We start from the raw sequence: 11,953 nt of genomic DNA, 5'->3' as shown, positions 1-11,953 counted from the left end.
ATCCAGTCACCGCAAAAAAGGAAAACGTCCGTGGCGGGTCGCGATGGGTATCGTTGGCCTGGTGGTGTTTGTTGCAGGAGCCTGGGGGGCGACGCATCTCTGGTCTGCGGCCGCCCTGGTAGAGAGTAACGACTCGATTGCCGATCTGGACGACATGAACTTTGGCAGTCCGGGGTTCAACAATCCCAAACGTTTTGAGGTGCAGCTCGCCAGCTCCAAAAAGCCGAGTCGTGGCGGTACAAAGCGGAAGAGCGGTCAAGAGACAGCCGAGAGCTCCGGTTCCAATGTTCAAAAACGGAGCTTTTCGGGAGTGTGGCTGACCGGTAAAATCGAGCCCATGGAATCCAACAGCGACTCAACTGTGCCCGAGCAGATCGCGGATAAGCCCGATGCTTCGGTCCAGCGGTGACGACGCGACCGCAAACGGAGAGGCAAGGACGCCGCAATGTACGAACGATACTGGAACCTCGAAAACGCTCCCTTCGATCATGACCGAAGGTCCGAGTCCTTCTACGCCGGTCGCCTTCATAAAGAAGCGATTGTGAAGCTGAACTATCTGACCGAGCATGGCAAAGGGGCTGCCGCACTGGTCGGTGCGAGTGGCACGGGCAAGACGCACGTACTGGAACTGGTTCGCCAGCAGGTTCCCAGCGGCGTTCCCGTGGTTCAGGTCGTGTACCCGCAGTTGGCACCCCATGAACTGGTGGCAATGATCACTCATGAGCTTGGTGGTGCCGAACTCAGCACATCCATGGGTGTACCCGGACTGGATGTCCTGCTGCGGTCATTCGGGCGTCGACTGCAGGAACTGACGGAAGCGGGGCGCTCTCCCGTGATCATGATCGATGACGCTCATTTGATCGAAGATCGCCGCGTGTTCCAGACATTGCATCAGTTGATGAACTTCCAGCAACCCGGTCGATCGAATTTCTCGCTCATCCTGTCGGGGCAGCCCGAACTGATCGGGACACTGCAGATGTCCAATCAGATCTCGGAACGGATCGCATTTCATTGTCTGCTGCAGGCACTGTCGGAAGAGGAAACGACCCAGTATATCCTGCGCCGGCTTCAGGCCGTCGGACGGGAAGAACCGATCTTTGATGACTCGGCACTGAGATGCATTTTTGAGCTCACAGGGGGAATTCCCCGACGGATTAACCGCCTTTGCGATTTTGCGTTGCTGGTCGGGTATGCCAACCAGATGCAGCAAATCACTGCTGATCAGATCGAAGGGGTCCATTCCGAAATCACCCGCTCGACGATCGCGGCGTGACCTCTGGCTCGGCCCGGAAGTGAGCGCGCAAAGAAGCACCTGAAGCCGCGAACCAAATCCGCGTGCGGGTGTCTCATCCCAGTCCCGACGGATGGGAGAGTGACAAGGCGACCGCCTGCAGGCGGGGACAATCCCGTTCGCGATGTCTCCTGTGACGTCGCGCGCAGGAGTATTGCATTCCCTCCGTCGCGTTGGCGCACGGCGGACTGCCACAGGCGAACAGCTCAGGTCTGCCCCAAGTGCGGGGCGCAGGCGCTCGTCGAAGCTGAAAAATGTTCCGCTTCCGGCGGCGGTATCGCGTATAATTGAATCACCATGTTTCCTTCCGATGCTGATGTTCTCGATGTAAGTCCTCGAATTCGCGTTTCGTGCCGCGAGTTCTCGTGGTCGACCGCGCGCAGTTCGGGGCCCGGAGGACAGAACGTCAACAAAGTGAACTCCAAAGTGATCATGCGATGGAGCTTTCAGTGTTCAGAATCGTTGCCCGCGGATGTGCGCGAACGGTTCATCGCCGCTTACCGCAGCAGGCTGACCACCGAAGGGGATTTCATTCTCAGCAGTGAGCGTTATCGCGATCAGCCGAAGAATGTCGCCGACTGTCTGGAGAAGCTGCACGCACTGCTGGCTTCCATCGCCATCGCCCCCAAGCCCCGTCGGCCGGTGAAACCGACAAAGGCGTCCAAACGCCGACGCGTGGCAGCGAAACGGGATCGATCCCTCGTCAAAGAGCGTCGCCGACCGCCCCGATTTGACGGCCCCTAATCGACTTTTTCTTGAGCCGACATCAGTTCATCGCGTCGCCGCTGCAGGCAAGCACGACCACCCAGTTCATAGTCCCGACAGATTTGAGGTCGGTATTCATAGTGCGAGCAGGCGCGCTGAATGGGGTCGAACCAGAGGCACCTCGCCTGCGGCTCCTGGCCACGGGTCAGCCCTGCAAAGTGTTCGTTGATTTCGTCGATGAGAGGCGCGGGGAGGTTTGGTGGTCGAAACGGATGGGGCGAGGGAAGCCCTGGACGAGAGGCATAGAGAACGACCGGCGATCCAATCCCTTCGCAGCACAACCCGCATCCCTCACACGATTCCGGAGGGAGTAATGGCAGCGGGATCATGACTTAATCCCAACGTAACGATGTTGGATGAGGAAGTAATACAGTGGAATCTTGATAATAACTTGTCGGCAGTCGCTTGACCAACTGCACAGGCCATTGAATAATCCGCGAGGCGGATGGAACCGTGTTGACTGGCAAGGAGGCCGTTGCATGTTACAGGCAGATTTGCAGGACGTCGGTTTTCGTTGGACGAAACCTACCTGGGAGCGAGCCGGAGACCGAACCTGGGTTTTAATTGTACCCAGTCAGTTTGCAGGGATGGATGAAGGAGGAGGCACGACAGATCCTCGCTTCGACCAGTCACAACGAATGTACGAAGTTTTCGAATTCGATGGGACCTGGTTCGATCAACTTCACGAAATGCAAATTGAGCGGATCCTGGTCAGCCCTCAGTGGCGTCGAGCACTGCGGTCGCCTTGAACCTATAAAACGGAATCGGGGGGAAGTGGATCAGCGTTGTGAGTTCATCAGCCTCTGATGATTCGCACGGTGGTCTCTTTCCTTGGATTTCCTTCTCGTCCGAAGGGACGTATCGTCGCGATGCAGGCTGTCATCGTTTCCTTTGACTCACTGGCCGCCACCTCGTTGGGGTGCTTCGGTAACGAGTGGATCGAGACGCCGAACTGGGATCGACTCGCCGCGACAGGGGCTGTTTTCGACAATCACTTCGTCGATACCGTGAGCTCTCTCGCAGGCCTCGCCTGGGCCACCGGTCGACCCGCGATGCGGGCGAATGACGCCAGTCCCTCGCCCTGCCTGGGGGCTCTGCTGCGAGCGAACGGGATTCGCTCGCGTCTGATTGCCGCCGGGGCGGTGCAGGATTGGCAGCGTCACTTTCAGTTTGACGGGATGCAGCACGTCGATGGCCGCGAAGGCTTCGATGCGAAGCCCGACCAGACACCGTTTGCCGAAGTCGTGAAGCAGGCAATCACAGAGAGAGCAGATGGCGAGGATGCGCACGCTCATGAGTTGCTGTGGCTGCACGCGCCCGGACCCGGTGCACCGCCCGAAGGGTTTGATGCCCTGTATTTCGAAGACTTCGACGAACGAGGGCAGCAGACGGCGGAACTGACGGATGCCGAGCGAGCGTGTCACCCGGCCGTTTACGCGGGGTCCGTCTCGCTGATGGATCATTGGCTGGGTGAGCTGCTGAAGCATCTCGATGAGCAGGCTTCCAGTGAGCCGATGCTTGTGATTGTCATGGCTGCGAAGGGGGCCATCTGGAAGCCCGTTCGCGCATCCCGCGCGAATGCATCGCAGTCGCTGGCAGAGGTGCTCGGCGATCAGGTTGCGCGGACCCCTCTCGTTTTGCGTGTGCAGCGGGATCCCCGGTTCGGTGATCTGATCTGCGTTCGATCGGATCGGCTGGTGCAAACCTGCGATCTGATACCGACGCTGCTCGACTGGTTTCAGGTTCCCCAGGATCCTTCCTCGATTCAGCTCGCCGGGCAAAGTTGGTTGCGTGAGGTGCTGGATGAGGTTCCACCTCGTGAAGATCTGGCATATGGAGACGGCGCCGACTTGGTCGCGGTGAGAACACCAGAATGGCTCTGCATTTCTCAGCGGCATGTTGGTCAGCAGGGTGATGAGCAGGGTAATGAATCTGTCGCGGAAGGTGCCTCTTCGCGCGTCGCGCTGTATGTTAAGCCTGAAGACTTGTGGGACATCAATGACATTTCTTCACAGCAGTCGGAAGTTGTCGCAGAGCTGCTGACTCGCCTGGGCAGGCCAAGCTGACGCCCACTCCGGCAGCGGCAACGTCAATCATCTGCTCCCGGTGGGGCTCGTTCAGGAGCCCGTTTCCACGCTTTTCAGTGTCTCTCCCCGGAAGTGCCCCGCTCGCGCGGCTCTGGTCAGAGATGCCGTGCGACGAGCGGGGTGATTGCCGGCCCTGCGTGGTTTAACGGGTAAGGCTGCGTCGGCGGTAATACCCCAGCGCGACGAGTCCGATGCCGAAGCCGGTCAATGTGCTGGGTTCGGGGACGGCTGACGTGGTTGAGAAGGTGAAGTCGTCGGCGGCCCAGTTTCCATTCAAGGGCTCGGGGTCTACGCGACTGATGCGATAGCCCGTGATGCCGACCAGGCTGAGGAAGCTGCTCGTGTCGAGTCGCACCATGGGGTCGGCAAGCCCGTTGCCGATGCCGTCGTTGGGGGCTGGCAGATTGCCTGTGTACGGGTTGGTATCGGGAAGGTTGATCGATTCAGAACCCAGATCGCCCCCCGCGCCGAATGCGGTCACGGTAACCGAGATGGCACCCCCTCCGTAGCCATAGTACTCAACGCGGCCAAACCAGGCCTCAAGCAGGACGCTGGTGGTGCTGATGAGGAGGTCGTTGTTGGGGGTGTTGCCGTTGATGAGGAAGTAGTCTCCGGAGTGTGGAATTCCGAAGGTTGGGTTCGGCGCCGCACCGCCGACCCGGTACTCGCTTCCCGCCACGCCGAAGTTGCTCGCGAAAGTGACACCATCGATTGTGCTGCTCCCTCCGTTGGCGTCCGCAAGCGACTGCTGCTGTGTGGTGGGGCCGAGCGTCGGAAGGTTGTCGAAGTCAATCGTGAAGATTCCTGCCGAGGCAGACTGCCCGCCGAAAAGTCCGAGGAGCGTCACGGCCGCAAGGAGATAGCTGGATCGAGGCAGGAGCTTCATGAAAGAGTCTTTCTGAAAGGGGCCTGGAGTCACGAGCATTTTTGCTTGCGCGCTAGGAGTCGCAATCAGCTCTTGAGGCGCATTTTACTGGATGATTGTTTTACATTGGTTTCGAAATGAGTCAATTCGCTGCGGTGTGTTGTGTTTTAGAATACGTTGTGGTTCGTAGTAAGACCTCGGTTCCTTTTCCACTTACTTAGAGAAATGCTCAAAAAGTTCCTCGGATTTCTGATCCCATCGATGCCGTTCAGTTTGAGCGAAAGATGAAGAGCACAGCCGGAACAGCGGGGCTGTGCCCATTTCGATGTCGGGCTGCATTTCTTGCCTGCTGGGCACCGAAATCGGTGACTCCTGGTGGTCGACCGTGGCGTCTGGCGGGCTCATAATGCCATAATCTTGCTCAAGTGGTTGCTTGGGTGATATCTGGATCAGGTTTACACGCGGTTCTTTCCGGGAAGTTGAGCTTTGTCGAAGTCGTTGCCTTTCACTGTTCAGAAGCCCGGAAAGACGATTGCAGTGATGCCCGCTTACAATGCGGCGCGGACTTTGGAGCGGACGGTTGCCGATATTCCGCCCGGGTCCGTTGATGAGATCATTCTCGTCGACGATTGCAGTTCGGATAACACCGTAGAGATTGCCGAGCGGCTGGGGCTGACCGTCATCCGCCATGAGAAGAACCTGGGTTACGGTGGCAACCAGAAGACTTGTTACCGACGAGCTCTCGACAACGGTGCTGACTACGTCGTGATGATTCACCCTGACTATCAATACGACAGTCGTGTGATTCCTGCAGCGATCGAGTTCATCCGGTTGGGGATCTGTGACTTCATCATGGGGTCGCGAATTCGGACGCGGCGCGAGGCCTTGTCGGGGGGGATGCCTCCGTGGAAGTACATTGCTAACCGGTGTTTGACGCTGGTTGAGAACATCGCTCTGGGACAGAATCTGGGGGATTTCCACAGCGGATTTCGAGCCTATCGTCGCGAAGTGCTCGAGACGATTCCCTACGAGACCAACTCGAACGATTTTGTCTTCGACAGCGAATTTCTGGCTCAGGCGGTCCATTTCGGATTCAAGCTGGGAGATATTCCTGTCCCTGTTCGCTACTTTGATGAGGCTTCCAGCATCAACTTCCGCCGTAGTGTGACATACGGGTTCGCGACCCTGAGCGTCCTCGGCAAGTTCTGGGCGCGGAAGACAGGTCTCTGGCGTTCCCCGCTGTTCGATCCCGTCTCTTCGCCGGAAGTTCACAGAAACATCGTTGAGGACCCGAAGAAATGATGCGACTGGCAACAGTCTTGACTCCCATGTCGGATGAAAATCTGACTCTGGCCGCTCAGTGCGGCGTCACCGACGTGGTGGCTCGGTATCCCGGGACCGATCTGGATGAGCTTCTGCGACTGCGTGACCGAATCGAATATTTCGGAATGAACCTGGCAGCGATCGAAGGGTATCTTCCGATCGAGAAGTTGAAGATTGGACAGGACGACGGCACCGAAGTCGCTGCCATGAAACAACTGATGTCGAATATGCAGAAGGTGGGGATCCGCTGGCTCTGTTACAACTTTATGGCAGGGACTGACTGGGTCCGCACGGTTCTTGATGCGCCGGAACGAGGCGGGGCGAAGGTGACCGGCTTTCACCTCGAGGATGTACACCGCGCAATGTCACTGAGCGCCAGTGCCTCGACCATCACGAGCGAACCGATCACGACCGAACAGTTGTGGCAGAACCTGAAGCACTTCCTGACCGTGCTGGTTCCCGCCGCGGAAGCGGCAGGTGTGACGATGTGTATGCATCCAGACGATCCCCCACTTCCCGAACTTCTGGGGAAGGGGCGAATCATGAATTCGGTCGAAAATTTCGAACGTCTGGTGGACCTGGTGCCGAGTCCGTCGAATGCAATCTGTTTCTGTCAGGGGACGTTTGCCGCGATGGGGGTTGATATTCCCGCCACGATTCGCCGACTCGGTTCCCATATTCAATACGTCCACTTTCGCGACGTGAAAGGAAACCGGGAATCGTTCACGGAAACGTTTCATGACAACGGTCCGACGGATATGGCCGAGGCCATGCGCGCCTATCAGGAAATTGGTTTCTCGGGCCCCATCCGTCCGGATCATGTCCCTCAATGTTACGGAGAAGATGACGGGGAACCGGGATACACCATGCTGGGGCGACTGTTCGCTTACGGCTATATGCGCGGCTTGATGCACGCTACGGAAAAGCGGGGTTAAGGGATGACAGAGGCAGCTCCACTGACGCTACGGGACCTTCAGACCCTGATCCAGAAGATGTATGGATCGAAGGATGAGGCTCGGGGCGTTGACGGCACGTTTATGTGGTTGATGGAAGAGGTGGGGGAACTCGCCTCTGCCTTGCGCGAGGGGACCCCCGAGGAACTGGCTCTGGAATTCGCCGATGTTCTGGCGTGGCTGGCGACGATTGCCAACGTCGCCGGGGTGGATCTGGATGCCGCTGTGCGCAAGAAATATGGTTCGGGCTGTCCCGGGTGTGGTCAGTTTCTGTGTCAATGTGATTTGAGTGAAAAGCCTTAGCAGGGCGAAGATCACTTCGTCGTGGTGACGGGGCGTTACCGGTATCTGGCCTCGCTCGATACGTGTTGCGCCCTGCGGCCCGTCGTTTGATAAGTCTCAGAGACCTGGGCGGTATCAGGGCGATTCCCGGAACGGGTTATGCACGTTCGGTCGTGCTTTGCGGAAGAGGCAAGTCGACCCGCAAGGGGTGCCTGCTGGTCGATCACTTCACGGTATTGTTGTCGGAATTCGAACCATGTTGAGAACAATCGACGTTGCGGGTGTCCGCTATCGCGTGTCGGACGAAGGGACGGGGCCGGTGCTGCTACTGGTCCACGGGTTTCCTCTGGATCACACCATGTGGAAGGCTCAGATCGACGAGTTTTCGAAGACTCATCGTGTCATCGCTCCGGATCTGCGTGGTTTCGGGGGAAGTGATGGGCACCTGTATTCTGTTTCGATGGCTCAGTTCGCGGATGACCTGGCGGACCTGCTCGAAGGATTGAACGCCGACCGGCCAATCACGTTTTGCGGCCTTTCCATGGGAGGATACATCGCTTTTCAATTCGCGCTGCGGCATCCACGGTGGCTCAGTCGGCTTATCCTGTGTGATACGCGCGCTGCTGCCGACGCTCCGGAAGCGGCTGCAAACCGCTTGAAAATGGCCGATATCGTGACGAAGCAAGGACCTGAGCCGGTGGTCTGGGCGATGATGCCAAAGTTGTTTGCGCCGCAGTCGGCTCAGCAGCGACCGGCTCTGGTGGACGAAGTTCGCAGCACTGTTATGGCGACCTCGCCCGTGGCGATCGCCGCCGCACACCGGGGCATGGCGATTCGTGAGGACATGACCGGGATGCTTCCCAATTTGCATTTGCCAACTCTGGTCATTGTTGGGGAGCAGGACTTGATTACTCCCGCCGCTGAGATGAAGAGTGTGGCGGAGGCCCTTCCGAATGCGCGCTATGAACAGATTCCGGATGCCGGACATATGGCACCCATGGAAAACCCGGTCGCGGTCAACCAGGCCATTCGCCGGTTCTTGCGTGATTGACGTGCCCCTGCTCGGTTTGATCCGTCCGTGCGGATCGTTCTCCTGGAGCGAGGGGCTCTGAAGAGATGCTGGCGTTCCCCATCGCGCTTGCCGTACGATGCTGACGAGGTTGAACGAGTTTCATTTGGCCGTCGTACGAATATACTTAGGGCACCACTGTCGACTTGATTGACCTTCTTCCGAGCGGAGTTGTCTGGGTCTGACCGGTGAGTAACTTTGACGACCGGGCCGTAGGGTCGCGTCGCAATTCAATTGGGAGTCCTACTTGTGCTTGTGCAGATGGAATTGGCCCGCATCATCATCAGTGAGATCAATGACCAGCAGGTCATCTTTCTGCGCGAAGTCGAAGGGGACCGGGAGTTTCCGATTCTGATCGGACTCTTCGAGGCGACGAGTATCGATCGATGCGTTCAGGGGGAAGAACCTCAGCGACCGCTGACACACGATCTGTTGAAAAACACGATCGAGGCGCTGGGAGGTGAAGCGCAGGATGTGCTGATCCACAAACTCGAAGAGCATACCTATTTCGCTTCGATCCGAATCCGGCAGGACGGGGAACTGGTTGAGATTGACAGTCGCCCGAGTGACGCGGTCGCTCTCGCGGTTCATTTCGAGCCTCATCTCCCCATCTACGTGGCTAAAGATGTGCTGGACGAAGCCTCCCGCTGACGAGCGATATCAGCGCGACAGCGATGGAGGAGCGAATCATCAGGAATCCCCGATGATTGAGTTTCGCCCGCTAACCGATCATAGTGTGACGACGGTATTCCGGTTCGCTGGCAGGGGGCCGTGACCGGTCCTGCAGCGACGATTTTTGTCCATAGCAGCAGTGTGCGATCCGGGTTGAGTCCGTCTGTCGTAAACTTTCAGGATGTGGTCCCCGGTCGGGCCTTGAATGAAGCACCCAGGTGCAGCCTCGCAAGTTCTTCCAAAGGGAAATCGAGATGCGATACGGAGTTTTTCTGTGCGTTTGGCTGGGGTTGGGAACACTTTGTCAGGCAGGAGACTGGCGGCAGTTTCGCGGGAATGAATCGAATGGTCTGGGTGACGATATTGCGCCCCCTACGAACTTCTCAGCGACCGAAAACATCGCGTGGAAGGCGACACTTCCCGGCCGGGGACTGTCGTCACCGATCGTCGTGGGAGACAAGGTTTTTCTGACCTGTGCGAGTGGATTCCGCCAGGACCGCCTGCATGTGCTCTGCTTCTCGGCACAGGAGGGCAAGCTGCTTTGGGAGCGGCAGTTTTCAGCGACGGGGCGTACCACGACTTATCCGACATCGAGTGTGGCGTCATCAACTCCTGCGAGTGACGGTCAGCGCGTCTTCGCATTATTCTCCAGCAATGACCTCGCCTGTCTGGATCTGGATGGCAATCTGCAGTGGTTTCGTGGTTTGACCTACGATCATCCCAACGCTTCAAACAGTCTGGGGATGGCTTCGTCACCCATCGTGATTGGTGCCACCGTGATTGCGCAAATCGAAAACGATAGCGAGTCGCTGGCGACCGGAATCGATGTGACCAACGGGGTTTCTCGCTGGACTTCAGTCCGTCCGAAAAAGGCGAACTGGTCCTCTGCTGTTCTCTGGCCGAAACGGTTTGGGGGGACCGAGGATCTTGCGCTGCTGCAGTCTTCCGAGGGAATCGCTGCGATCAAGCCGATGACGGGGGAGGTCGTCTGGAAATACACTGACGGGGCATCGACCATTCCCTCATCCGTGGTGGCCGACGGAATTGTCTATGCCGTCTCGCACGGGATCACGGCACTCAAGCCGCCGACGGACAGTGCCAGCGTTGAACAGTTATGGCGTGCATCGAAGCTGGGCCCCGGGACCGGAAGTCCCCTCGTTTACAACGGTCGGTTGTATTCGATCAATAATGCCGGGGTGCTGCTGGCGGCTGATCTTAAGAAGGGCGATACCAAGTGGCAACTTCGCATTCCAGGACCGTTCAGCGGTTCCGCTGTTGCTGCGGGGGGGCACCTGTTTATCTTCAATGAGAAGGGGGAAGGGCACTGCGTGAAACTGGATGAGTCTCGCGGGGAGCTGGTTTCAACGGGTGATCTCAATGGTGAACGGTTTCTTTGTACACCTGCCGTGAGCAACGGTGCACTCTACATCCGCAGCGACCAGACACTCTGGAAGATTGCCGCGAAGTAGTTTTGCTACCCGGAATTCCTGCAGTCAAGCTCTCGCGCGCAGGTGGACACTTGGGACGAAGCTTTCCTTGGCAGGGCAGACGTGGAGGGTGTCGTTCGGATCTTTCGGCTCAGCAAATGGATGCCCGGTGCGCTGGCTGCAGACATCCTGATCAGGCCGCACTGAAAAGACGAAATCAGCCGGTTGGTGCATGCCCAACCGGCTGATTGCTTATCGTGAGTGGCGTGAGAAGCCGTTGCTTCGCTCCTCGCAGCTTCAGATTTCCGAATTCAGAATCATGGCTTCGATCGTCAGGCCGGGGCCGAAGCCGAGGGCAACGACGGGTCCGCGTCGTGGTTCTTCCTGCAGTCGGTTGAGCAGGAAGAGGACCGTTGCGGAGGACATGTTGCCGTACTGCGCGAGGATCTCTCGTGCGGGAGCAACGTCCTCGCTGGAGAGTGACAGGGCGGCCAGGCAGGCGTCCAGAATTCGGGGACCACCGGGATGGATGGCCCATCCTGCGACGTCCTGAATGGTCAGGCCTTCTTTCGCGAGGAAGCTTTGCATCCAGGGGCCGAGATTCTTTTCGATCAGGGCCGGGACCTTCTGGGACAAGGTCATTTCAAAGCCGTGATCACCGATTCGCCAGCTCATCGCTCCCGTCGTTCCTGCGAGCAGGTGGGAACCGTTGCGGATGAGTTTGAATTTCGACTGGATGGGGATGTTGTTGGTTGCGGCTGAGCGGCAGACAACGGCTGCGGAACCGTCTGCGAACAAAGCGTTTGCGATGACTTTCTCAGTCGACCAGCCGTAGTGGTGGTGCAGGCTGCAAAGTTCGACCGAGCAAACCAGCACGACGGCATTGGGGTCTGCTTCGATGAATCCTTTTGCGACGCGCAGTGCGTTGAATGAGCCGTGGCAACCCATGAAACCGACGTGCGTACGAGCGGTGTCAGGGGAAAGGCCGAGCTTCTGAATCAGGCCGATGTCGAATCCAGGAGCGCTGAAGCCGCTGCAGGAAACCGTTACCAGATGAGTGATTTCTGAAACGTCCTGATCTGCGTGGGCGAGAGCCGCTTCACATGATTCCAGGGCCAGTTCGAGAGAATGCTCTTCGTACTTTTCCATCCGGGCCTGAGTTGTCGGGCCGCGGTCCTCTTCGTTGCTGCGAGGCCAGAAGAAGCCCTCTGAGTCCGTT

Annotated in this window: 14 protein-coding genes; 11 read left to right on the top strand and 3 right to left on the bottom strand. The window is 58.0% G+C overall.

The features are described 5' to 3' along the window. From VGE80_RS10280 to arfB, 3 genes are all read left to right on the top strand, one after another. The coding region (locus VGE80_RS10280; protein WP_440592598.1) for a hypothetical protein at window positions 1-409 on the top strand (409 nt) is incomplete at its 5' end. A gap of 36 nt (window positions 410-445) precedes the next feature. Then, window positions 446-1,273: an ExeA family protein gene (locus VGE80_RS10275; protein WP_440592597.1), complete on the top strand. Its 828-nt coding sequence runs from the start codon at window positions 446-448 to the stop codon at window positions 1,271-1,273. A 315-nt stretch (window positions 1,274-1,588) separates the two neighbouring features. Beyond that, a complete protein-coding gene (gene arfB, locus VGE80_RS10270) occupies window positions 1,589-2,035 on the top strand; it encodes an alternative ribosome rescue aminoacyl-tRNA hydrolase ArfB (protein ID WP_440592596.1) in 447 nt (148 codons plus the stop codon). Here the strand turns inward: arfB and VGE80_RS10265 are convergent. Beyond that, window positions 2,032-2,385, bottom strand: coding sequence for a YkgJ family cysteine cluster protein (locus VGE80_RS10265; RefSeq protein ID WP_440592595.1), 354 nt, complete (start codon window positions 2,383-2,385; stop codon window positions 2,032-2,034). The two genes, arfB and VGE80_RS10265, sit on opposite strands and share 4 nt — an antisense overlap. 150 nt (window positions 2,386-2,535) lie before the next feature. On the opposite strand from VGE80_RS10265, the gene VGE80_RS10260 reads away from it, so the two are divergent. After that, window positions 2,536-2,805 (top strand): hypothetical protein, encoded by a 270-nt coding sequence (locus tag VGE80_RS10260; RefSeq protein WP_373653731.1) that lies wholly within the window; start codon window positions 2,536-2,538, stop codon window positions 2,803-2,805. Between the two features lie 69 nt (window positions 2,806-2,874). Further along, a complete protein-coding gene (locus tag VGE80_RS10255) occupies window positions 2,875-4,122 on the top strand; it encodes a sulfatase-like hydrolase/transferase (protein ID WP_440592594.1) in 1,248 nt (415 codons plus the stop codon). Between the two features lie 163 nt (window positions 4,123-4,285). Here the strand turns inward: VGE80_RS10255 and VGE80_RS10250 are convergent, their stop codons facing one another. After that, entirely contained in the window at window positions 4,286-5,029 is a 744-nt protein-coding gene (locus tag VGE80_RS10250) for a PEP-CTERM sorting domain-containing protein (protein ID WP_440592593.1), read from the bottom strand. A 519-nt stretch (window positions 5,030-5,548) separates the two neighbouring features. Between VGE80_RS10250 and VGE80_RS10245 the strand changes: the two genes are divergently transcribed. From VGE80_RS10245 to VGE80_RS10220, 6 genes are all read left to right on the top strand, one after another. Beyond that, a complete protein-coding gene (locus VGE80_RS10245; protein ID WP_373653825.1) occupies window positions 5,549-6,310 on the top strand; it encodes a glycosyltransferase family 2 protein in 762 nt (253 codons plus the stop codon). Further along, entirely contained in the window at window positions 6,307-7,266 is a 960-nt protein-coding gene (locus VGE80_RS10240; protein WP_373653728.1) for a mannonate dehydratase, read from the top strand. The genes VGE80_RS10245 and VGE80_RS10240 overlap by 4 nt, the downstream gene beginning before the upstream one ends. Before the next feature lie 3 nt (window positions 7,267-7,269). Next, complete coding sequence (locus VGE80_RS10235; protein ID WP_440592592.1) at window positions 7,270-7,587, top strand: MazG nucleotide pyrophosphohydrolase domain-containing protein; 318 nt, start codon at window positions 7,270-7,272, stop codon at window positions 7,585-7,587. A gap of 235 nt (window positions 7,588-7,822) precedes the next feature. Continuing rightward, the gene (locus VGE80_RS10230; protein WP_373653726.1) at window positions 7,823-8,617 is read left to right on the top strand and encodes an alpha/beta fold hydrolase; all 795 of its coding nucleotides are present in this window, start codon (window positions 7,823-7,825) and stop codon (window positions 8,615-8,617) included. Window positions 8,618-8,884: 267 nt separating this feature from the next. Further along, window positions 8,885-9,286 (top strand): bifunctional nuclease family protein, encoded by a 402-nt coding sequence (locus VGE80_RS10225; protein ID WP_373653725.1) that lies wholly within the window; start codon window positions 8,885-8,887, stop codon window positions 9,284-9,286. 275 nt (window positions 9,287-9,561) lie between these two features. Further along, on the top strand, window positions 9,562-10,776 hold the full coding sequence (locus VGE80_RS10220; protein ID WP_373653724.1) for an outer membrane protein assembly factor BamB family protein: 1,215 nt from the start codon (window positions 9,562-9,564) through the stop codon (window positions 10,774-10,776). 255 nt (window positions 10,777-11,031) lie between these two features. On the opposite strand, the gene VGE80_RS10215 is transcribed toward VGE80_RS10220, so the two are convergent. Then, on the bottom strand, window positions 11,032-11,953 hold a 922-nt coding region (locus VGE80_RS10215; protein WP_440592591.1), incomplete at its 5' end, for a type III polyketide synthase.

The sequence above is a fragment of the Schlesneria sp. genome, assembly GCF_036405755.1.
In the GTDB taxonomy this organism is placed as follows: Bacteria; Planctomycetota; Planctomycetia; order Planctomycetales; family Planctomycetaceae; genus Schlesneria; species Schlesneria sphaerica.
Note: the sequence above shows the minus strand (reverse complement) of the source record. Positions and strands in the feature narration are given on the sequence as shown.

Bases quoted from the DNA above. Each gene is read 5' to 3' on its own strand.
- VGE80_RS10275 (WP_440592597.1), top strand. From the start codon at position 446: ATGTACGAACGATACTGGAACCTCGAAAACGCTCCCTTCGATCATGAC.
- arfB (WP_440592596.1), top strand. From the start codon at position 1,589: ATGTTTCCTTCCGATGCTGATGTTCTCGATGTAAGTCCTCGAATTCGC.
- VGE80_RS10265 (WP_440592595.1), bottom strand. From the start codon at position 2,385: ATGATCCCGCTGCCATTACTCCCTCCGGAATCGTGTGAGGGATGCGGG.
- VGE80_RS10260 (WP_373653731.1), top strand. From the start codon at position 2,536: ATGTTACAGGCAGATTTGCAGGACGTCGGTTTTCGTTGGACGAAACCT.
- VGE80_RS10250 (WP_440592593.1), bottom strand. From the start codon at position 5,029: ATGAAGCTCCTGCCTCGATCCAGCTATCTCCTTGCGGCCGTGACGCTC.
- VGE80_RS10245 (WP_373653825.1), top strand. From the start codon at position 5,549: ATGCCCGCTTACAATGCGGCGCGGACTTTGGAGCGGACGGTTGCCGAT.
- VGE80_RS10240 (WP_373653728.1), top strand. From the start codon at position 6,307: ATGATGCGACTGGCAACAGTCTTGACTCCCATGTCGGATGAAAATCTG.
- VGE80_RS10235 (WP_440592592.1), top strand. From the start codon at position 7,270: ATGACAGAGGCAGCTCCACTGACGCTACGGGACCTTCAGACCCTGATC.
- VGE80_RS10230 (WP_373653726.1), top strand. From the start codon at position 7,823: ATGTTGAGAACAATCGACGTTGCGGGTGTCCGCTATCGCGTGTCGGAC.
- VGE80_RS10220 (WP_373653724.1), top strand. From the start codon at position 9,562: ATGCGATACGGAGTTTTTCTGTGCGTTTGGCTGGGGTTGGGAACACTT.